Genomic DNA, 19,800 nt, shown 5'->3' with positions numbered 1-19,800 from the left:
CTCATCTTCCGAGTAAATCAGAGTATCTGCGGCCTATCGTGTAGCCGCGAAAGTTCATAACGTTGGCTCCCGCCGTAACCAAATCGGAATCGAAGCCAGCGATTTTTTCTGCTGTTGCCGCGACTAAAACCTGTGCACGTTCCCCAAACTTGGCGGTTTCGAGGAGAAATGTTCGAACATCTTTACTTTCGATGGCCTGCTGATCCGGCTCGTCAAATGCGATGAAGCAAGGATGATGAGTATCGAACGCCACAGCTACATCCAACAACGCGAGATAATAACTCCACTTCATTCGGATGGCATCACTACCGGACATCTCGAACCCTAGTTCCCTGACAGCAATTTCACCATCTTCATCGGAAATCACCGCAACTGGCCTGAAATCTTCAAATGACACCCGAATCTGGGAGGTTGGGAACGTGATGAAGCTGAAATCGCTCAACCTAGCTTGCAGCCGCTCTTGAAAATATTCGATCTTGTTCTTGTCAGAAGCCGTAAAGTCATCGCCTTTCAACTTCGCTAGCTGTGCCCGAAGATCAGAGACTACCTGAGCGATGTGGGCAAAGCGGTCAGCCAGTCCATCTGCCTCGCTCTGCATAGAACCAAACCGCTTAAGGCGGGCTTGGAGACGGACGAGTTTTTCAAGGGAAGAACGTTCAATTGAGCTTGAAGGGCGGCGTAACGCATCACCTAGTTGACGAATGCGAGCCAGCTTGTCTCTCAAATCTCCAGACACGGAATCATATACGAGCTGAAGGCTCTTGGCGTGCTCTCCAGTAGCGGCGGCGCTCGCTTCGTATAGTTCGATTTGGGACCGGATAAAGCGAATATTCTCGTCAATCGCCATGCCTTTTACCTGCGCAACCGGTAGGAGTTCCGCATCAAGTTCCTGGTGGCAGGTGGGGCACGTATGGTCGGATACAGAGCGACCGAGACGAGACCCGAATTTTTCCAGCTTTTGCGCATCAAGGTTCCGAGCCAGATCGCTTTTGAGCGAGCTGATGCGCTTGCGATTCTCATTGATTTCCTCGCGTGACACAGCCATCTCTGTTCGAAGGTCGTCAATCGACGCTTCGAGTTGAGAAACCTCGACTTGAGCCGCAGCCAATTCCTCCTCCAGCAGAGGAGCGACCTCTTCCGTTTGCTGAAGTTCAGTCGTTTCCAATTCGTCAACAAGGATGCTGGTATAATTTACGGCGTCTTGAATTGTAATCCATTCGCCTTCCAAGTGAACTTCGATCTCTACAGCGGGAGCGGAAGAGAATTCCTTCGGCGGTGAAGCTGGAATATTCCTTAATCTGGCAAGATTCCCAAGTCTGCCTATCAGATGCTGCCGCGCCGCAGCCCAGTCACTCTCCAGCGCTGCAACGTTCTTTTGGATTTCTAGCCGACGCCTTCGTCGTTCACCGACGTCAAGTTTAAGGAGAAACTCCATCGACCGGCGTGCTATATCTTGAATTTTCAAAAACGTCGGAAAAGGGCCTTGGATCGCTGACCAACCACGTTTTTGCTCAACAAAGAGCATTGGGAATATTGCTGCTAGATACAGTGGGACTTCGCGGCCGTCGAATGTACTAACTTCAGGCAGTTCCCAACCGATGAATGACGCAAGGAAATGGTGGAAGCCGTCTTCTCGTTGAGCAGAGCCGGGATCGTGGAGGAAGAAATCACGCCGCTCAGTCGTACCATTAGAATGGGTGATCTGCGCGCGAACCAATCGCCTGTCAGAATCTCCTTTGACGTCTCGATGAATGGCTAAACGCTCATGTTTAGCGTTTAGCAACTCCAGTTCTACGAAGGACGCCTGAACGGGGAACGGGGTGCCATTTGGCGTTTCTCGGATGTATTCTTTCAATGCATGACCAAAGGGCGTTTCGACACGCGGTCCAAGCATCCGCTCAAGGCCCAAACCGTAAAGGACCGCTTGGAGGCAAGTCGATTTCCCGAAGCTGTTCGGGGCCTTCACAACATTTAACCCTGGGCGCAGGTCCAGTGCCGTTCCGAACTCGGCCGACGCTGTAGTCACGTCCAGAATGATTTTAGAGATCGAGAATAGCATTGTTTGGTCGCACCTTCAGGAACTCTGTGACCCGGCCTTCGGTTAAGAGAGGAGAGATGAACTCAATTCGCTCTTTTTCCAAAGCCATGATGTTTTTGTCTTTTTGAATTTCGGAAGCGAGTGCCAGGCCAGAGGACGTAAGTTCGACCCCAAGCCGGTCGCTCACAGTTTCCCATACTAGCAAGCCTTCACCCACCATCAGGTCCAGCGCTCGGCCAAGGGCAGGTTCGACTTTCACACGGAAATCTGCGAGCGGCGCTGCGCCCATCAGGATGTCGCTTAAGAGGTCAGCATCTTCGAATGACCGCGTTCCGTCGTTCAGAATATAAAGACGTGCCAATGAGGAGCGTTTGCTCCGACTCCTTTGAACAATCAGCAAATTCAAAGCGAACCGCCATGATATTCGCAGGTCGCCTGGAACTGGAGTCGGGCGCTCTCGAAAAGTGAACGGAGAATGGGAAGGGAGCATCGACATCACGGGTCTCCGTCGAAATCTAACGGGCAGCGCATCAGCCAGTCAGACAACGTACCGGCCGAGATGGCAGTGAGCGTGGAGTGAGCGACATGCGGAAGGTCCTTCCTCAGGCCTTCCTCAATCCTGGAGAGACTTTCTTGCAGTCGTTCAGCGGGCGCAGCTTCTCCGGCAGCGCCTAGCATTTCAAGTCGTGATTCCTCAGCACTTATCGTCTGCCAGGCACGTTCCCACAGCATGGGATGCTCCGACTTGAGTGAGGCTAACGTGTTGCCACCCTTGATATGATTTTTGACGTAAGTTCTGCGTATTTTTGTTCGCTTGGATTCCGTAACCAAGGGATACGCTCGGCTCAACTTCCCATCAAGCGTAACGACCAAATCGGTAGACTCTTGGGCGGTGATCTCCTCTTCGCTGGGCTGAGCTATGAGGAGGTCAGGGCCAATTGGCAACTCCCTGAGTTTGGTTGCTTCAGCAGTGAAATCATCTTGCGATTGTACTAGAGCCTCAAAATCCGCCGACAAAAACGAAAGCCCGAGAGCCGCAACTTCAGCGCCTTTTGCTCTCACGTGAGCTATAACAGCCTTGTCATCCAGAACGGGACAAAACAAAATCCATCGGCTGCATTTCAACCCGCAAAGTAGCTTTGCCAGGGTATCTTCGTACTCTTTGAGCTTGGGAAGGTCGCGTGTAGCCTTCTGCTTCATCGCGCTCGATGTTTTCGGCGTGTTGCCGGGGTCTTCGGGAGCGAAGCACTGATACAGACATCCATCAAGCGTAAAAAACTCAAGGCCCGCATCACCATTGACCTTGTCTGGGACCCGTTGCACGTTGGACGCGCCATGGCGCATCTGCACCAAGATGTGCGCGTGACGCTGCCACGCGATTCCGTCCCAGGTCCGGCGAAAGTTATGTTCCATTCATTGAGCCCCCGAGGGCAACCTAGAACTCCGCTCGGGACTGCACAATCGGAAAAATTGAACTTGTTTAATTAGATGGCGTCATCCGTGTAACGCTAGACATCGACACGGCTGACCGTTGTACTTTCGATGGTGTGACCTGACCAAGGATCGAATTCGGGGTCGCGCTTCCCAGCCTCACAAGCAGCGGGGTGCCCGAATTAGTTTCGACCGTGGTGCTGGCATCAAATCAGGCGCACACCCATGCGCCAACTTTCCAATTCAAGACCGCTGTCACGCTGTGCGTAGCACAGATACCATCAGTGCGTGTCGAAGTCGTTGTATGGGCTGCCGCAGACAACGCTCACGTAAATTTCCAGAAGGCATTGCCGCGTTGGGTCTGTTTCCTCAACGAACCGAAATTCCATCGCCCGCATCCGTGCGAGCGCGTTGTTGAACGCTTCTAGAAAGTCTGAGTTGAGCATCAGGTTGGCTCGTGACGTTTCGTCGCTCTTATAGGTGCTCTTCAGTATCCCGGTCGCCTCTCGCGCCAGTTTGAAGGCGAACGGAGCGTTGTTGTGGCCAGTGCCTGTCCGAGTATGCTGGCCGTACCGACTACGGACGTTGCGGGTCCGCCCGACATAGAGGTGACGTCCGTTCTCTGAGAACATGTAGACGCCCGCGCCCTTCATCTCAGGAGGTAGGGTACCCTTGGTGACAGGGCTCATTCCTATCAAAGCTTCGAATTTTGGGTGAAGAGCTTCCGTGTAGGCGCGGAACTTTTCGTGCATGGCAAGGTCCTAGGCAAGCGATGCGCACAATGCGACGCCCACAAATCAATTTCAAGAATGATGAGTTTTCGAGAGGTCGGCCACCTGCATCAAGACGCCGGGCTGGCCAATTATTCGCAGCCAAGTCGCTCACGGACAGCGATAACGGCACTCTTGACCACAGATGTGCGTCGTAGGGACAAACCTGACGGCCCGCACCAATAAGTTTCTTTCAAAGAGCTGGAAAGCCTGACAGAAACTGGTGCTGCTAGAGAGATTTGAACTCTCGGCCTCTCCCTTACCAAGGGAGTGCTCTACCCCTGAGCTATAGCAGCATACCGTGGCGCGGTTAAGTGCGCCGTATTGGGCGAGGCGGCTATTGCCATAGGTCGGGGCTGAGTGCAAGCCGCAATTTTCAACTTCGGTGAAAGATCGTGGGAAAAAATGTGTCGGTCTTTTGACGGGCGGGGTTTTCCGCTATGACGAAGAGATGGGTGCGGACAAGACAAAAATCGATGACGGCAAGGTTTTGCAGGGCGGTTTGACCGCCGGCGAGGCGGGTGAGCCCGCGGGCGGCAAGCAGATAACCGAGGCGGACAGGCGGCGCGAACGCGCGGCGCTGAAGCTGCGCGAGAATCTGTCGCGTCGCAAGCAGCAGGTGCGCGCCCGCCGCGCCGGGCAGGCGGACGAGACGGATGGGCTGCCGGCTGCAAAAGCTGGGGATGAGCCGGACGCTGCCGCAAAAATGGACGAATCGCAATGATTGATGTCGCCCATCATCAAACGAATTGAAGCCTTAATCTATTTCGTCTAAAGAGCGCTTTTTCCCAGGCGGACGGAACTTCAGGAAAGGCGGGCCTCGCCCGTATTGCACATATGGATCGTATCAGGATTGTCGGCGGCAACGAGCTAAACGGTATCATTCCGATCTCCGGCGCCAAGAATGCCGCCCTGCCGCTGATGATCGCCTCGCTTTTGACCAGCGATACGCTGACGCTGGAGAACGTGCCGCATCTGGCCGATGTCGAGCTTCTGATGCGCATCCTCGGCAACCATGGCGTCGACGTCGCCGTCAACGGCCGGCGCGAGCGCCAGGAAGACGGCTATTCCCGCACCATCCATTTCACCTGCCGCACCATCGTCGATACGACAGCGCCTTATGAGCTGGTCGCCAAGATGCGCGCGAGCTTCTGGGTCATCGGGCCGCTGCTTGCCCGCGAGGGCCAGGCGCGCGTGTCGCTGCCGGGCGGCTGCGCCATCGGCACGCGTCCGGTCGATCTGTTCATCGAGGGTCTTGAGGCGCTCGGCGCCACCATGGAAATCGACGCCGGCTATATCAACGCCACGGCGCCCAAGGGCGGCCTCATCGGCGCGCGCTATGTCTTCCCGAAGGTTTCGGTTGGTGCCACGCATGTAATGATGATGGCGGCGACGCTTGCCCGCGGCACGACCGTCATCGGCAATGCGGCACGCGAGCCCGAAATCGTCGATCTTGCCAATTGCCTGATCGCGATGGGCGCCAAGATTTCCGGCGCCGGCACCAGCACGATTACCATCGAGGGCGTCACCTCGCTCTCCGGCGCCCGCCACCGCGTTCTGCCTGACCGTATCGAGACCGGCACCTATGCCATGGCCGTCGCCATGGCCGGCGGTGATGTCCGCCTGGAAAATACCGACATGGCGCTGCTTGATACCGCGCTCGAAAGCCTGCGCCGCGCCGGCGCCGATATTTCGGCGACCAATAACGGCATCCGCATCAAGCGCAACGGCGGCGGCATCCAGCCGGTCGATATCGTCACCGATCCCTTCCCCGGCTTCCCGACCGACCTGCAGGCGCAGTTCATGGCGCTGATGACGCGCTCGTCCGGTACCGCGCATATCACCGAAACCATCTTCGAAAACCGCTTCATGCATGTGCAGGAACTGGCCCGTCTCGGCGCCAGGATCTCGCTTTCCGGCCAGACGGCCCGCATCGAGGGTGTCGAGCGGCTGAAGGGCGCGCCGGTCATGGCGACCGATCTTCGCGCCTCCGTCTCGCTCGTCATCGCCGGACTTGCCGCCGAGGGTGAGACTGTGGTGTCGCGCATCTATCATCTCGATCGTGGCTTCGAGCGGCTGGAAGACAAGCTGACGCGCTGCGGCGCGGTGGTCGAGCGCATCAGCGACTAAAATTATTTCTTGTCGTGCAGAGAGCGGGCGAGCCCGCTTTCTTCGGTTGCGTCTTTTGCGCTCGCATCCTATGTCCACAGAAGGGAAACGTCTGTTACGGCGTTTCGATTGTGCGATCGGGGATAAAGGGCGAATGGGCGATCTGAAGCTAATGGCACTCGACAACGAAGATCTGGGCGTCATATCCGCGCATATGCAGGATAGCGTCTTCAAGGTCGGCGACATGTCCTTTGCGCCGACGCTCGGGCAGTTCTCGCTTGCGGCCAATCGTTTTGCCTGGGAACAATCGGGTGAGCGCGGCAAGCCCTATCAGCGCCATCGCGCCGCGCTGGTGTTCAAGCGGGTGCAGGCCGTGCGCTCCAATGGCGTCGACCGGCGCAACCGCGACGAGGTGCTGTCGCTGCTCGCCATCCGCTTCGAGCAGAAGGGCGAGGGGCCTGACGGTACGATCGAGCTGACGCTTGCCGGCAAGGCCACCATTGCGCTCGATGTCGAATGCATCGAGGTTCAGCTTGCCGATATCGGCGGCGCATGGGAAACCGCGCATAAGCCCCGCCATCCGGATGCGGGCGAATAGGCAGGCGATCGATGAATGCCGGCCGCTCAGGGCGGCCTCGATGAAAGAGGATTATCAGCGTTGGCTATCTGGCTGGATCAGGCATCGGAAGGTTTCGAGCAGCAGTTTGCCGCCTTTCTGACGACCAAACGGGAAGTGTCCGAAGATGTGAATGCCGTGGTGCGAGGCATCATCGACGATGTGCGGACGCGCGGCGATGCCGCCCTTGCTCACTATTCCCAGAAATTCGAAGGCATCGATTTCGCCACGACGCCCATGCGCGTCGCCGAAGCCGAAATCGATGCGGCGATCGCAGCCGTTCCCTCCGAGGTGCTGGGGGCGCTCAAGGTTGCCGCCACCCGCATCGAATCGCATCATCGCCGGCAATTGCCGAAGGACGATATCTATGAGGACGATCACGGCGTCGGCCTCGGCTCGCGCTGGACGGCGATCGAAGCCGTCGGCCTCTATGTGCCGGGTGGTACGGCAAGCTATCCGAGCTCTGTGCTGATGAATGCCGTGCCGGCCAAGGTCGCCGGCGTCGAGCGTGTCGTCATCACGGTGCCGACCATGGGCGGCGCCATCAACCCGGCGGTGCTGGCCGCTGCCCGCATGGCCGGCGTCGAGGAGATCTACCGCATCGGCGGCGCGCAGGCGATCGCGGCTCTTGCCTATGGCACGGAGACGATTGCTCCGGTCTACAAGATTACCGGCCCCGGCAATGCCTATGTGGCCGCCGCCAAGCGGCATGTTTTCGGCACCGTCGGCATCGATATGATCGCCGGCCCTTCGGAAGTGCTCGTCATCGCCGACAAGAACAACGATCCGGATTGGCTCGCCGCCGATCTCTTGGCGCAGGCCGAGCATGACGAGGGCGCGCAGTCGATCCTGATCACCGACGATGCCGAATTCGGCAAGGCTGTCGAAGGCGCCGTCGAGCGCCAGCTCAAGCAGTTGAGCCGGGCGCAGACGGCGGCGGCAAGCTGGCGGGATTTCGGCGCCATCATCCAGGTAGCCGATCTGAGGCAGGCCGTTCCGCTTGCCAACCGTATCGCCGCCGAGCATGTGGAACTCGCCGTCGACGATCCCGACGCGTTGCTTGCCGGTATCCGCAATGCCGGCGCCATCTTCGTCGGCCGCCATACGCCCGAAGTGATCGGCGATTATGTCGGCGGCTCAAACCATGTGCTGCCGACGGCCCGTTCCGCCCGCTTCTCGTCCGGCCTTTCCGTGCTCGATTTCGTCAAGCGCACGTCGATCCTGCGGCTCGGGCCAGAACAGCTACGCACGCTCGGGCCGGCGGCGATCGCGCTTGCCAATTCCGAGGGGCTGGACGCACACGCGCGGTCCGTCGCGATCCGCCTCAATCTCGAGGGGTGAGGCATGGCTGAAGGCGTCTTCCGGCTGAGCGACGTTGTCCTGGACGACACGATCGGCCGCTCGACGCCGGATGTCGAACATGAGCGCGCCGTCGCCATCTTCGACCTGATCGAGGAAAACAGCTTCGAGCCCGTGGGACACAAGGGTGGCCCCTATCTGCTCAATCTGTCGCTGGTCGACCAGAAGCTGGTCTTCGATATCCGCACGGAAGATGGCGTCGTCGTCGCCACGCACATCCTGTCGCTGACACCGTTCCGCCGCATCGTGAAGGATTACTTCATGATCTGCGAGAGCTACTACGAGGCGATACGCTCCTCCACGCCCAGTCGCATCGAGGCGATCGACATGGGCCGGCGCGGCATCCACAACGAAGGCTCCCGGACGCTGATGGACCGGCTGAACGGCAAGATCGTCATGGATTTCGACACAGCCCGCCGGCTCTTTACGCTTGTCTGCGTGCTCTATTGGCGCGGGTGACTGTCATGGGGCGGGTGCCAGAGCAGAGGCAGAGGGGCGAGCATGGTGGCAAAGCGCCCGGCGCCATCCTCTTCATGTGCGGGCTCAATACCATCCGCTCGCCGATGGCCGAGGCGATCGCGCGCTATATGCTGCCGCAGGGCACCTATATCGCCTCGGCGGGCGTGCGCGCCGGCGAGCGCAATCCCTTCGTCGATGTCGTGCTTGATGAGATGGGGCTTTCGCTCGGCCGCCGGCAGCCGCAGACCATGGAGGAGCTGGAGGATGATTTCTTCGATGTCATCATCACGCTCTCGCCGGAGGCGCATCACGCCGCCCTTGAATTGACCAGGGCCAATGCCGTGGATGTCATTTATTGGCCGACCATGGATCCCTCCGCGACGGACGGAACCCGCGAGCAGGTTCTCGCCGCCTATCGCGAGGTTCGGGACTATCTTCTCGGGCTGATCGAAAGCCGACTTGTGGAACATCGCGGCTCGCTTTAGAGCTGCGGATGAAACAAATGCAGAAACCCTTATCAACGAGGTTCACAAAACCGCGGCGATTGTGTAGTTTCCGCGCAATTTCCGGCGACCCCCGGCTTTTTGCCATGGGCGCCGACCTCAACCGACAGGAAAAGAAGCTTTAATGCCGAAAGAAGAAGTCCTCGAATTTCCCGGTGTCGTCACCGAACTCCTGCCGAACGCGACATTCCGCGTGAAGCTGGAAAACGAGCACGAGATCATCGCCCACACGGCAGGCCGCATGCGCAAGAACCGCATCCGCGTTCTTGCCGGCGACAAGGTGCTGGTGGAAATGACCCCCTATGACCTGACCAAGGGCCGCATCACCTACCGTTTCAAGTAGTCCGCCGCTCTGGGTTCAAAGAAGTAGAGCATGATGTCGCCCGAAATCCCCTAACACTTTTCGGCATCATGCTCTGGAGTCGGTTCTCATCCCCGCATGACAGGTCGAGGTCTGATGGCGTTGAAACACAAGCTGATACTGGCTTCCGGATCGCCGCGTCGCGTCGAGCTCCTGCACCAGTCAGGCATCGAGCCTTCACGTCTCATGCCCATGGACATCGACGAGACGCCGAAGAAGTCGGAGCATCCGCGCTCGCTGGCGCGGCGGCTTTCGGCTGAGAAGGGCGAGGCGGCGTTCGCGGCCGTGAAGAGCGATGTCGCCTGGCAGAGCAGCTATATTCTCTCCGCCGATACGGTCGTTGCCGTCGGCCGGCGTATCCTGCCGAAGGCGGAGTTCGTCGACGAAGCCTCTTCGGCCCTGCATCTTCTCTCGGGACGAGGCCATGTCGTCTATACCGGGATCTGCCTGATCACCCCGGACCGCAAGCTGCGTCAGAAAGTTGTGGAGACCAAGGTGCGCTTCAAGCGGCTTTCCAGCCGCGATATCGAAATGTATCTGGCGTCCGGCCAGTGGCGGGGCAAGGCCGGAGCCTATGGCATCCAGGGGCTTGCAGGCTCCTTCGTGCAGAAGCTGATCGGCTCCTACAGCAATGTCGTCGGATTGCCGCTTTATGAGACCATGCTTTTGCTGGCGGGCGAGGGATTCGACGTTCACGCCGGATGGCAGGAAGGATAGGAATCATGACGAAGGTTGGTGAGATCAAGGTGGGCTCGAAGATCGAGCCGCTGCGCAAGACGCGCGCTTGCGCGGAATGCGGCCGTCCTTCGGTACGCGAACACTATCCCTTCTGTTCGGATCGCTGCCGTTCGCTCGATCTTTCGCGGTGGCTCAATGGCTCCTACGCCATTCCCGTTACCGAGGAAGAGGAGAAAGCCGACGGCTCCGAGAGCGAGTAAACACCGCTTCCCGGCGTTGTTCGGCGTTGCGAACCCCTTCATTTTGCTCGTGAATTGCCAAAACTCCATTTCCTGTCAAAAAAGAGTCATTTGCGGCTGGACATGGACGAACAAGATGCTATAACCCCGCTCGCTTCCGGGGCGAACCAACCGCCCAGAGCCTTTCAAGGCTCTTATCCGTACGCGAAGCTCGGATGCCCAGATAGCTCAGTTGGTAGAGCAGCGGATTGAAAATCCGCGTGTCGCTGGTTCGATTCCGGCTCTGGGCACCATCTTTTCTCCAAAATTATGCTGATATTGTCGGATTGACGCTGGTCTCGCTCGGTTCATCAAAGCCGGGCTTCCCGCATGGGAAAGCCGGTCAAGTTGTCTTTTCGAGGGTGTACATCCCTTGATGGGGTGTCGTTGATTGCAACAACTTAAGGGCGTTCTTCATTAATTCGGTGCATGGTCCCTTCAACATGTTGATGACATTTGCAATCAAGCGTACGAATTATTGTACGGGTCACCTATTGATTCGAAGCGACTCTTACCGCACCTTAGATACTAGCGGGATAAGTGATCTCGTTAAGTCCGGCGTTTATTGCAATAGCAAGCTATCGAGGCGCCATGTCAAATAACGATGTGCTATTCAACACGTTCGCCCGTTCTTTCGAAGCACGGCGCGAAGTCGAGATGTCATTCTCCGAATACCTGGATGCGTGCCGGGATGATCCGCTCATGTACGCAAATGCGTCGGAGCGCCTGCTGGCCGCGATGGGAGAACCACTGCTGATCGATACGGCCAAGGACACCAGACTTGGGCGTATCTTTATGAACCGGACAATCCGGACCTATCCCGCCTTTGCCGGCTTTTTCGGCATGGAGGAGACGATCGAACGCATCGTCGCCTTCTTCCGTCATGCAGCGCAAGGGCTGGAAGAGCGTAAACAGATCCTCTATCTGCTCGGGCCTGTCGGCGGAGGCAAATCCTCACTTGCCGAGCGGCTGAAGTCGCTGATGGAAGTGCATCCGATCTATGTGCTCAAGGCCGGCAATGAGCTGAGCCCGGTCTTCGAAAGTCCGCTCAGCCTGTTCGACCCCGTCACCATGGGGCCGATGATCGAGGAGCGCTACGGCATTCCGCGTCGCCGCCTGACCGGCCTCATGAGTCCATGGTGCCTGAAGCGGCTGGAAGAGTTCGAAGGCGATATTTCCCGTTTCCGCATCGTCCGGATGCAGCCCTCCAGGCTGCGACAAATTGCCGTCGCCAAGACGGAGCCGGGCGACGAGAACAACCAGGATATCTCCTCGCTGGTCGGCAAGGTGGATATCCGCAAGCTCGAAAGCCTGGCGCAGAACGATCCCGACGCCTACAGCTATTCGGGTGCGCTGAACCGCGCCAACCAGGGCATTCTCGAGTTCGTCGAGATGTTCAAGGCGCCGATCAAGATGCTGCATCCGCTGCTGACGGCGACCCAGGAAGGCAATTATATCGGCACCGAGAATATCGGCGCCATTCCCTTCTCCGGCATCATTCTCGCCCATTCGAACGAGTCGGAGTGGCAGACCTTCAAGGCTAACAAGAACAATGAGGCGTTCATCGACCGCATCTGCGTGGTCAAGGTGCCTTATTGCCTGCGGGTCACCGAAGAGCAGAAGATCTACGAGAAGCTGATCGAGGAATCCGAGCTCAGCGACGCGCCGTGCGCGCCGTCGACTTTGGAGACGCTCGCCCGCTTCACGGTTCTGACGCGGCTCTCCAAGCATGAGAACTCGACTGCTTTCTCCAAGCTTCGGGTCTATGACGGCGAGAGCCTGAAGGAGACCGATCCGAGAGCGCGCAGCGTGCAGGAATATCGCGACTCTGCCGGCGTCGACGAAGGCATGGACGGGGCTTCGACCCGCTTTGCCTTCAAGGTGCTGGCGGCGACCTTCAACTACGACACCACCGAGATCGGCGCCGATCCGGTGCACCTGATGTACATGCTGGAGCAGTCGATCCGCAGGGAGCAGCTGCCGCTCGAAACCGAGAAGCTCTACATCGAGTTCATCAAGAGCGAACTCGGGCCGCGGTACGCGGAATTCATCGGGCATGAGATCCAGAAGGCCTATCTGGAGTCCTATTCGGATTACGGACAGAACCTCTTTGATCGCTACGTCGACTACGCCGACGCCTGGATCGAGGATGTCGACTTCAAGGATCCCGATACAGGTCAGCTTCTGGACCGCGAGCTTCTCAATCAGGAACTCACCAAGATCGAGAAACCGGCCGGTATTGCCAACCCGAAGGATTTCCGCAACGAGATCGTCAAGTTCTGCCTGAGGGCGCGGGCGAGTCACGGCGGCAAGAATCCATCCTGGACGAGCTACGAGAAAATCCGCGAAGTCATCGAAAAGCGGATGTTCTCCCAGGTCGAGGATCTTCTGCCTGTTATCTCGTTCGGGTCCAAGAAGGACGGCGAGTCCGAAAAGAAACATGGCGAATTCGTCGAGCGCATGATGGCGCGGGGTTATACCGAGCGTCAGGTTCGACGGCTTGTGGAATGGTACATGCGTGTGAAACAGGCGGGATGAGCCACCAAGGAAGAAGGAATGCACATTGTTGACCGACGCCTGAACCCAGGCGGCAAAAGTTTAGAAAATCGTCAACGATTTTTGCGAAGAGCAAAAGCGCTGGTGCAGAGAGCGGTCTATGAAACCTCTCAAAATCGCGACATTCAGGACATTCTGAAAGGTGGCGAAATCAGCATTCCCCTGGATGGAACCGAGGAACCTCGGTTCCATCGCGGCCCGGAAGGGCTGCGGGAGCATATTCTTCCCGGCAACAAGGACTTTCTGGAAGGCGACATCATCCCGCGTCCTGAAAGCGGCGGCGGCAAGCCGCGCGCCGGCGGCGACGGTACCGGCGAGGACGCCTTCCGCTTCATCCTGACGCGCGATGAGTTCCTCGATCTCTTCCTCGATGATCTCGAGCTGCCGGATCTCGCCAAGCGGCGGCTTATATCGACAGACCAGATCAATCCAGTACGATCAGGCTATTCGGTGACGGGATCGCCCGCCAATCTGGCGATCAACCGCACCATGCGGCTGGCGATGATGCGGCGTGTCGCCCTGCATCGTCCGAAGCCGGAAACGGTCGCCAAGCTCATCGAAGAGGCAGAAGAGTGCAAGGACGAGAAGCGTCGGGCCCAGCTCGAGGCTGAGATCAAGCTGCTGGAATCCAAGGTTCGGCGCATTCCCTATATCGATCCGATCGACATCCGCTATCGCCGTTTCGAAAACGAGCCGAAGCCGGTGGCGCAGGCCGTCATGTTCTGCCTGATGGACGTATCCGGCTCGATGTCCGAGCACATGAAGGATCTCGCCAAGCGCTTCTACATGCTGCTCTACATCTTCCTCACCCGGCAGTATCGCCGTGTCGAGATCGTCTTCATCCGGCATACCGACGTGGCCGAGGAGGTGGATGAGGAGACGTTCTTTCGCAGTCCGGCGACGGGTGGCACACAGGTTTCGAGTGCGCTCGAAGCGATGCGGCGGATCGTGCACGATCGCTTCCCGCCATCGGACTGGAATATCTATGCCGCGCAGGCATCGGACGGCGACAACGCCTATTCAGACAATGCGACGACCGCTGCGCTCCTGACTGGCGAAATCCTGCCGGTTTGCCAGTATTTCGCCTATCTGGAAGTGGGCGAATCACGCAGCGTCGCGATCTCGTCGGGCTCGGCGATCTGGTCGCTCTACGAGCGGCTGCAGGCGGCCTGGCCGGTGCTCTCGATGCGGCGCGTGAATGATCGTAGCCAGATCTATCCGGTCTTCCACGATCTCTTCCAGCGTCGGACGGCAGAAACCAGGAGTGGATGATGGCGAAAGCATCGATGGAACGGCTTTTTGAAGGTGCGGACTGGGATTTCGCCACCATTCAGCGAATCCACGATGCCTGCGAGAAGATTGCCGTCAAGGAACTTGGTCTCGACGTTTACCCCAACCAGATCGAGATCATCACCGCCGAGCAGATGCTCGACGTCTATTCCTCGATCGGCATGCCGCTGTTCTACAAGCACTGGTCCTTCGGCAAGCATTTCGCCCATCACGAGGCCTTCTATCGCAAGGGTCTTCGCGGGCTCGCCTATGAGATCGTCATCAACAGCTCGCCATGCATCTCCTACCTGATGGAGGAGAATACGGCGACGATGCAGGCGCTGGTCATCGCGCATGCCGCCTTCGGCCACAACCACTTCTTCAAGAACAACTACCTGTTCAAGCTTTGGACCGACGCCGAGGGCATTCTCGACTATCTCAATTTCGCCAAGGGCTATGTCGCGCGTTGCGAGGAGCGTTATGGTCATGCCGCCGTCGAGCGGACGCTTGATGCCGCGCATGCGCTGATGTCGCATGGCGTCCATCGCTATGCCGGCAGGAAGACGCCCGACCTGCGCGACGAGGAAAAGCGCGAGCGCGAACGCCGCGAATATGACGAGCGGATCTTCAACGATCTCTGGCGCACGATTCCGGTCGGGCCAGGCAAGAAGATGCCCGACCTCGATCTGGAGCGGCGGCGCTCGCTTGCGGGCCTGCCGCAGGAGAACATTCTTTACTTCCTGGAGAAAATGGCGCCGCGGCTGAAGCCTTGGCAGCGCGAGATCATCCGCATCGTGCGCCACGTCGCCCAGTATTTCTACCCGCAGAGCCAGACCAAGGTGATGAACGAGGGCACCGCGACCTATGTGCACTATCGCATCATGACCCGGCTGCATGAGCTTGGCGGTATCAGCGACGGCGATTTCCTGGAATTCCTGAAATCCCATACCAACGTGGTTTTCCAGCCGAGCTTCAACGATCAGCGCTATTCCGGCCTCAACCCCTATGCGATCGGTTTTGCCATGATGCAGGACCTCGAGCGCATCGTGACGAAGCCGAAGGAGGAGGACAGGCAGTGGTTCCCGGAAATCGCCGGCACCGGCGATGCCATGGCAGTGCTGCGCGACCTCTGGGCCAATTATCGTGACGAGAGCTTCGTCTCGCAATTCCTCAGCCCGCATCTGATGCGGAAGATGCGGATGTTCCACCTGACCGACGATCCCGAAGAGGAAGAGGGTTTGAGGGTGGCAGCGATCCATGACGAGCGCGGCTACCGGCGCATCCGCCGGGAACTGGCGCGGCAATATGACGTCGGCTGGATCGATCCACATATCGAGATCGTCGATGTCGATCTCGCCGGCGACAGGCGGTTGATCGTCCGGCACACGGTGCTGAACGGCGCGCTGCTTGACGATATGGACGCCAAGCGGGTGCTCCAGCATCTTGCCGACCTGTGGAGTTATGATGTGGTGATGCAGGAAGTCGATGGCGCCGGGACGGTGCTTCGCGACCACCTCGTGCATCCGCGCTCTTCCGTGCTCGCGGCGTGAGAGCTGCAGACCTTCTATGATGACTTTTCAGGTCGGCGGTGATGGCCGCTCACCTGCACACCATCTTCCGGCTGCAGCTTGAGGAAGCCGGGTATGCCGAGCAGCGGGATCACGGCCATCAGCAGGAAAACCAGATGGAATTTCTCCGGCGTCAGCGCAGACCCATCCAGCGTGACCAGACCGAGCAGCATGGCGGCAACGGAAATGCCGAAACTGACGCTCAATTGCTGCAGGACGCCGCCGAGGCTGGTCGCGCGGCTAAGCTGGGCTGCCGGCGTATCGGAATATGACAGCGTGTTGGAGGTCATGAATTGCGCCGCGCGCGCCAGCCCGAAGACGAAGACATAGACAATGATGAACCAGTGCGGCGTCTCGGGCGTGATCAGGGCGAAACCGGCAACGACGGCTGCGCCTAAAACGGCGCTCCATGTCAGGATGCGGTCGAAGCCATAGAGCTTCAATAGTTTCACCGAAACGGGCCGCACGACGAGCGCACTCAGCGCACTGACGAAGGTCAGCGTGCCCGACACGATCGGGCTCAGGCCGAAGCCGACCTGCAGCATCAGCGGCAACAGGAAGGGAACGCCGTTCAGCCCGACGCGACAGATGCCGCCGGCAAGCGTGCCGACGCGGAACGTGCGCAGCTTGAACAACGTGAGATCCACAGCCGGCGATACAGCCGTCCTCGCATAGCGGATGAAGCCGACGAGCAGGAGACCGGCGGCGGCAAGAACGAGGAGGATGGCCCAGAGCGGAATTGTGGGACGGCCGATATTTTCGATACCGTATTGCAGCAGCACGCAGCCGACACCGACCATGATGAAGCCGGGAAAGTCGAACTTGATCGACTTGTCGCGTGTGGTGTCCTCGACATAGCGCAGCGCCATAAATATGCCGATCAGGCCGAAGGGCAGGTTCACCCAGAATATCCAGCGCCAGGAAAGATAGGTCGTCAGGAAGCCGCCGAGCACCGGACCGATCACCGGGCCGATGACGGCAGGCAGGGTCATATATGTCATCGCGGTCACAAGCTGGCTGCGCGGAAAGCTGCGGATGAGGATGAGCCGTCCGACCGGCGTCATCATCGCGCCGCCAAAACCTTGAAGCGCGCGCATGGCGATCAGCATGGGCAGGCTCGTTGCCACGCCGCACAGGATCGAGCCGGCGGTGAAGATGAAGAGGGACAGGGCAAAGATGCGACGGGCACCGAAGCGATCCGCGAACCAGCCGCTCACCGGGATGAACATGGCAAGCGTCAGGATATAGGTTGTCACCGCGAGGTTCATGCGCACCGGAGTGGTGCCGAGGCTTTTGGCGATATCCGGAACGGCGGTGATGAGAATGGTCGAATCGAGCTGTTCCATCAGGAAGGCGACAGCGACCACGGCTGGTATGATGTAGCGGAGGCGAGGGTTGCGTTCGACCGCGAAAGTCTGGCCCTGCGGATTGGGGTCCGTCGAATCCATGGGATGTATTAGCTTTCCACCGCCGGAGGGGGATCCGGAGTGTTTATGATAGGCATGAATCCCTTCGGAAACCGCTTCGTGCTCTCGGGAATCATGTTGCTTGCGGCCGGTGATCCGCCGACCTTCGGAATCGTCCTCATATGACCACCATCCATGGCGCGGCGCAACAAAAACCGGACAGACCGAAGGCTCGATCGTCATCCGGTATTTGCCCGATCGCCTGGAGCGGTAACGCGTTTCGCGGAATCGCCTAGAGCAGGTCCTGCGATCGATGAATCGATTGTGAGGTGACGCGGCGCGGCGAAGCTGATTCAACATCCACAGCAAAGAGGTGGATGATGGCACAAGCACTGAGCGATGATCTTCGGTTACGCGTATTGAAAGCGTCTGCGGCGGGCATGTCAGCACGGCAAGCCGCAGCCCGGTTCGGAGTGGGAATTTCGACGGCGATCCGGTGGATTGCAAGAGCAAAAGAGGGCGAGGCGACCTCCCGCCCACAAGGTTGGAAACGCCCCTCGGCTCTCGACGCACACGAGGCATTCGTTGTCGAGCTGATCGAAGAGCGCAAGGATGTTACGCTTGATGAAATGGTCGAGCGCTTGTCTGTTGAGCGGCAGGTGAGCATCAGCCGGAGTGCACTCGGCGCATGGCTGCGAGGCCACGGATGGACGTTTAAAAAAAGACCGCACATGCACTGGAGCAAGACCGGTCGGATGTCCTGAAGCGCCGACGTAGCTGGTTTGATAACCAGCTCGATCTCGATCCTGACCGACTGATATTTATAGATGAAACCGGCCTCTCGACGAAGATGGCCCGTCTACGCGGGCGTGCGCTTCGAGGCGAGCGTTGCCGAGCCGGTGTTCCGCACGGCCATTGGAAAACAACGACATTTACCGGCGCGTTGCGCCTCACCGGAATGACTGCGCCGTTTGTCTACGATGGAGCGATGAACGGTAACGTCTTCCTGGCTTATGTCGAGCAGGTGTTGCTGCCGACCCTGCGGGTGGGGGACGTTGTCGTCATGGACAACTTGCCGGCCCACAAGACATCCGGCGTGCGCGATGCCATCGAGCGCGCCGGCGCCAAACTCATGTTCCTGCCGCCGTATAGCCCAGACTTTAACCCCATCGAGAACGCATTCTCCAAACTGAAAGCCATGTTGCGAGGCCGGGCAGAGCGAAAGATCGACGCCCTGTGGGACGCAGTCGGCGCTCTGCTACCCCGCTTCACTCCGGCGGAATGCGCAAACTACTTCAGGGCCGCTGGATATGACCCGGAATGAACAAGATCTGCTCTAGCCGCTCTATGCTATTGTTTTTGCGCAATTCCGGACGGAAAACCGCTACGCACTTTTCCTCGAATTGCTTTAGTTGATCGATAAGGGGGAGGGCAGCGTCCAGCGCGCCTTGTCGAAGACGATGGCCGTCCGGATCTGCTCGGGCGCGGTTCTGCGCAATTCCAGCTGAAGATTGAAACTGTTGTTGCCCCGGAATTCCTTGAAGAAGCTGAGCTTGGCGCCGAAGGCTTGCAGCGTCACGTCCTGCAGTTTGCCGATCGCATCCAGCGCCGTCTGAAAGTCCAGCCAGTGTGTCTCGTTCAGCAGCAGCACGACGGCGTCGACGAAGATGCCGCCGATAGCCTTGCCATCGGGATTATCGGGCATGATCACTTTGATGCGGATAGTGTCGAGTTCGCCGGTCGGCTTGCCGCGGGCGATGATGAAGAAAGATGCCGCGTTCGCGTTGCCATAGGCGCCCTTCTGGACGGCATAGCTGCATTCGGATGTGCCGGTGCCCAATTCACTTTGCCGCCATTCACCCACGGGCAGGCCGAATTTTGCCAGATCGGCGCAGAGCGTCTGGCCCGATATCCGCCAGTTTCGTACGAAGGCGCTCAGCAGAGCGTCGACGGGGGCGTCAAACAAGTGGGATGTTTTGGTATGTGGCGGTTTGGCCGCCGCCGCCTTGGCCGGTGTCGCGGGGGCATGTGCCGCTGTGCCAGCTACAACAGTCGCAGCATTTCCAACCGTATTGTTCGGGGCAGCTCCGGCAGGCGGCGGAGTCTTGACCCTGGCGGCTTTTGCCGGTGACATTGCGGCCTGTTGTGCCGGTCGGGAAAACAGGTTCAGGTGATAGCGGCTGTCCAGCGCCCGCAGGTTACGCATGTCGTTGGCAAGCAACGCAGTCGCCAAGATGATCGAGCCGATAATGATCGCCGCAATCCAGAAGACAGCCATGCTTTTCTTGCTAGGTGGCGCCACCGACATGATTCAGATCTACAGCTACTCCCGAGGAAATCTGCCTTGCTGCAATAACTGTCTGTTGCGCAGCCCGTCCATCGCTACAGCATATGCGTTT

The 19,800-nt window shown here is 58.7% G+C and carries 19 protein-coding genes and 2 tRNA genes; 14 read left to right on the top strand and 7 right to left on the bottom strand.

The window, feature by feature from the left end; all coding sequences use genetic code 11:
* Position 1: 1 nt before the first annotated feature.
* The 5 genes from AB8B29_RS13880 to AB8B29_RS13860 form a co-directional block, all read right to left on the bottom strand.
* Positions 2-2,059: a hypothetical protein gene (locus AB8B29_RS13880; protein ID WP_439006561.1), complete on the bottom strand. Its 2,058-nt coding sequence runs from the start codon at positions 2,057-2,059 to the stop codon at positions 2-4.
* A complete protein-coding gene (locus tag AB8B29_RS13875) occupies positions 2,040-2,534 on the bottom strand; it encodes a hypothetical protein (RefSeq protein ID WP_439006560.1) in 495 nt (164 codons plus the stop codon). The genes AB8B29_RS13880 and AB8B29_RS13875 overlap by 20 nt, the downstream gene beginning before the upstream one ends.
* Positions 2,534-3,451: a hypothetical protein gene (locus tag AB8B29_RS13870; RefSeq protein ID WP_439006559.1), complete on the bottom strand. Its 918-nt coding sequence runs from the start codon at positions 3,449-3,451 to the stop codon at positions 2,534-2,536. The genes AB8B29_RS13875 and AB8B29_RS13870 overlap by 1 nt, the downstream gene beginning before the upstream one ends.
* A 299-nt stretch (positions 3,452-3,750) precedes the next feature.
* Positions 3,751-4,221 carry a hypothetical protein gene (locus AB8B29_RS13865; RefSeq protein WP_439006558.1) on the bottom strand — a complete coding sequence of 157 codons (471 nt, stop codon included), beginning with the start codon at positions 4,219-4,221 and terminating at the stop codon, positions 3,751-3,753.
* A 239-nt stretch (positions 4,222-4,460) separates the two neighbouring features.
* A tRNA-Thr gene (locus tag AB8B29_RS13860) sits at positions 4,461-4,535 on the bottom strand.
* Positions 4,536-4,690: 155 nt separating this feature from the next.
* Here AB8B29_RS13860 and AB8B29_RS13855 point away from each other — a divergent pair.
* The 13 genes from AB8B29_RS13855 (at position 4,691) to AB8B29_RS13795 (ending at position 15,977) form a co-directional block, all read left to right on the top strand.
* The gene (locus tag AB8B29_RS13855) at positions 4,691-4,963 is read left to right on the top strand and encodes a hypothetical protein (RefSeq protein WP_234903754.1); all 273 of its coding nucleotides are present in this window, start codon (positions 4,691-4,693) and stop codon (positions 4,961-4,963) included.
* A gap of 113 nt (positions 4,964-5,076) precedes the next feature.
* On the top strand, positions 5,077-6,369 hold the full coding sequence (gene murA / locus AB8B29_RS13850; protein ID WP_047555253.1) for a UDP-N-acetylglucosamine 1-carboxyvinyltransferase: 1,293 nt from the start codon (positions 5,077-5,079) through the stop codon (positions 6,367-6,369).
* A 133-nt stretch (positions 6,370-6,502) separates the two neighbouring features.
* Positions 6,503-6,946, top strand: a complete 444-nt coding sequence (locus tag AB8B29_RS13845; protein WP_037200049.1) for a DUF2948 family protein — start codon at positions 6,503-6,505, stop codon at positions 6,944-6,946.
* Between the two features lie 60 nt (positions 6,947-7,006).
* Entirely contained in the window at positions 7,007-8,305 is a 1,299-nt protein-coding gene (gene hisD, locus AB8B29_RS13840; protein ID WP_439006688.1) for a histidinol dehydrogenase, read from the top strand.
* 3 nt (positions 8,306-8,308) lie between these two features.
* Positions 8,309-8,782 (top strand): UPF0262 family protein, encoded by a 474-nt coding sequence (locus AB8B29_RS13835; RefSeq protein ID WP_037200050.1) that lies wholly within the window; start codon positions 8,309-8,311, stop codon positions 8,780-8,782.
* Between the two features lie 5 nt (positions 8,783-8,787).
* On the top strand, positions 8,788-9,267 hold the full coding sequence (locus AB8B29_RS13830; protein WP_113119064.1) for an arsenate-mycothiol transferase ArsC: 480 nt from the start codon (positions 8,788-8,790) through the stop codon (positions 9,265-9,267).
* Between the two features lie 142 nt (positions 9,268-9,409).
* The gene (gene infA, locus AB8B29_RS13825) at positions 9,410-9,628 is read left to right on the top strand and encodes a translation initiation factor IF-1 (RefSeq protein ID WP_004117876.1); all 219 of its coding nucleotides are present in this window, start codon (positions 9,410-9,412) and stop codon (positions 9,626-9,628) included.
* Positions 9,629-9,742: 114 nt separating this feature from the next.
* Entirely contained in the window at positions 9,743-10,363 is a 621-nt protein-coding gene (locus AB8B29_RS13820; protein ID WP_047555254.1) for a Maf-like protein, read from the top strand.
* Positions 10,364-10,368: 5 nt separating this feature from the next.
* Positions 10,369-10,584 carry a DNA gyrase inhibitor YacG gene (gene yacG / locus AB8B29_RS13815; protein ID WP_037200052.1) on the top strand — a complete coding sequence of 72 codons (216 nt, stop codon included), beginning with the start codon at positions 10,369-10,371 and terminating at the stop codon, positions 10,582-10,584.
* A 196-nt stretch (positions 10,585-10,780) separates the two neighbouring features.
* Positions 10,781-10,856: transfer RNA gene (locus AB8B29_RS13810), tRNA-Phe, on the top strand.
* Between the two features lie 337 nt (positions 10,857-11,193).
* The gene (locus tag AB8B29_RS13805) at positions 11,194-13,140 is read left to right on the top strand and encodes a PrkA family serine protein kinase (protein ID WP_037200054.1); all 1,947 of its coding nucleotides are present in this window, start codon (positions 11,194-11,196) and stop codon (positions 13,138-13,140) included.
* Between the two features lie 18 nt (positions 13,141-13,158).
* Positions 13,159-14,430: a YeaH/YhbH family protein gene (locus AB8B29_RS13800; RefSeq protein ID WP_037200055.1), complete on the top strand. Its 1,272-nt coding sequence runs from the start codon at positions 13,159-13,161 to the stop codon at positions 14,428-14,430.
* Positions 14,427-15,977: a SpoVR family protein gene (locus AB8B29_RS13795; protein ID WP_047555256.1), complete on the top strand. Its 1,551-nt coding sequence runs from the start codon at positions 14,427-14,429 to the stop codon at positions 15,975-15,977. Before AB8B29_RS13800 ends, AB8B29_RS13795 begins: the two co-directional genes overlap by 4 nt.
* Positions 15,978-15,991: 14 nt before the next feature.
* Here AB8B29_RS13795 and AB8B29_RS13790 read toward each other — a convergent pair whose 3' ends face one another.
* On the bottom strand, positions 15,992-17,443 hold the full coding sequence (locus tag AB8B29_RS13790) for a DHA2 family efflux MFS transporter permease subunit (protein ID WP_113119063.1): 1,452 nt from the start codon (positions 17,441-17,443) through the stop codon (positions 15,992-15,994).
* A gap of 338 nt (positions 17,444-17,781) precedes the next feature.
* On the opposite strand from AB8B29_RS13790, the gene AB8B29_RS13785 reads away from it, so the two are divergent.
* Positions 17,782-18,725 (top strand): IS630 family transposase gene (locus AB8B29_RS13785; protein ID WP_210250242.1). Its coding sequence is split into 2 segments (ribosomal slippage): positions 17,782-18,118 and positions 18,118-18,725, totalling 945 coding nucleotides; the frame shifts between segments, so codons are not numbered across the junction.
* A gap of 84 nt (positions 18,726-18,809) precedes the next feature.
* Here the strand turns inward: AB8B29_RS13785 and AB8B29_RS13780 are convergent.
* The gene (locus AB8B29_RS13780; protein ID WP_244655184.1) at positions 18,810-19,679 is read right to left on the bottom strand and encodes a DUF6030 family protein; all 870 of its coding nucleotides are present in this window, start codon (positions 19,677-19,679) and stop codon (positions 18,810-18,812) included.
* Between the last annotated feature and the right edge of the window lie 121 nt (positions 19,680-19,800).

It is taken from the genome of Rhizobium sp. 11_C7_N12_5 (assembly GCF_051811145.1).
Lineage (GTDB): Bacteria > Pseudomonadota > Alphaproteobacteria > Rhizobiales > Rhizobiaceae > Rhizobium > Rhizobium lusitanum.
This window is presented reverse-complemented; position numbering and strand designations above follow the sequence as displayed.

What these genes read in the sequence shown, in the direction of transcription:
- yacG (WP_037200052.1), top strand. Translation starts at nt 10,369, where the DNA reads ATGACGAAGGTTGGTGAGATCAAGGTGGGCTCGAAGATCGAGCCGCTG.
- AB8B29_RS13800 (WP_037200055.1), top strand. Translation starts at nt 13,159, where the DNA reads ATGCACATTGTTGACCGACGCCTGAACCCAGGCGGCAAAAGTTTAGAA.
- AB8B29_RS13795 (WP_047555256.1), top strand. Translation starts at nt 14,427, where the DNA reads ATGATGGCGAAAGCATCGATGGAACGGCTTTTTGAAGGTGCGGACTGG.
- AB8B29_RS13790 (WP_113119063.1), bottom strand. Translation starts at nt 17,443, where the DNA reads ATGGATTCGACGGACCCCAATCCGCAGGGCCAGACTTTCGCGGTCGAA.
- AB8B29_RS13865 (WP_439006558.1), bottom strand. Translation starts at nt 4,221, where the DNA reads ATGCACGAAAAGTTCCGCGCCTACACGGAAGCTCTTCACCCAAAATTC.
- AB8B29_RS13880 (WP_439006561.1), bottom strand. Translation starts at nt 2,059, where the DNA reads ATGCTATTCTCGATCTCTAAAATCATTCTGGACGTGACTACAGCGTCG.
- AB8B29_RS13855 (WP_234903754.1), top strand. Translation starts at nt 4,691, where the DNA reads ATGGGTGCGGACAAGACAAAAATCGATGACGGCAAGGTTTTGCAGGGC.
- AB8B29_RS13835 (WP_037200050.1), top strand. Translation starts at nt 8,309, where the DNA reads ATGGCTGAAGGCGTCTTCCGGCTGAGCGACGTTGTCCTGGACGACACG.
- murA (WP_047555253.1), top strand. Translation starts at nt 5,077, where the DNA reads ATGGATCGTATCAGGATTGTCGGCGGCAACGAGCTAAACGGTATCATT.
- AB8B29_RS13845 (WP_037200049.1), top strand. Translation starts at nt 6,503, where the DNA reads ATGGGCGATCTGAAGCTAATGGCACTCGACAACGAAGATCTGGGCGTC.
- AB8B29_RS13820 (WP_047555254.1), top strand. Translation starts at nt 9,743, where the DNA reads ATGGCGTTGAAACACAAGCTGATACTGGCTTCCGGATCGCCGCGTCGC.
- AB8B29_RS13805 (WP_037200054.1), top strand. Translation starts at nt 11,194, where the DNA reads ATGTCAAATAACGATGTGCTATTCAACACGTTCGCCCGTTCTTTCGAA.
- AB8B29_RS13780 (WP_244655184.1), bottom strand. Translation starts at nt 19,679, where the DNA reads ATGGCTGTCTTCTGGATTGCGGCGATCATTATCGGCTCGATCATCTTG.
- AB8B29_RS13875 (WP_439006560.1), bottom strand. Translation starts at nt 2,534, where the DNA reads ATGTCGATGCTCCCTTCCCATTCTCCGTTCACTTTTCGAGAGCGCCCG.
- infA (WP_004117876.1), top strand. Translation starts at nt 9,410, where the DNA reads ATGCCGAAAGAAGAAGTCCTCGAATTTCCCGGTGTCGTCACCGAACTC.
- AB8B29_RS13830 (WP_113119064.1), top strand. Translation starts at nt 8,788, where the DNA reads ATGGGGCGGGTGCCAGAGCAGAGGCAGAGGGGCGAGCATGGTGGCAAA.
- AB8B29_RS13870 (WP_439006559.1), bottom strand. Translation starts at nt 3,451, where the DNA reads ATGGAACATAACTTTCGCCGGACCTGGGACGGAATCGCGTGGCAGCGT.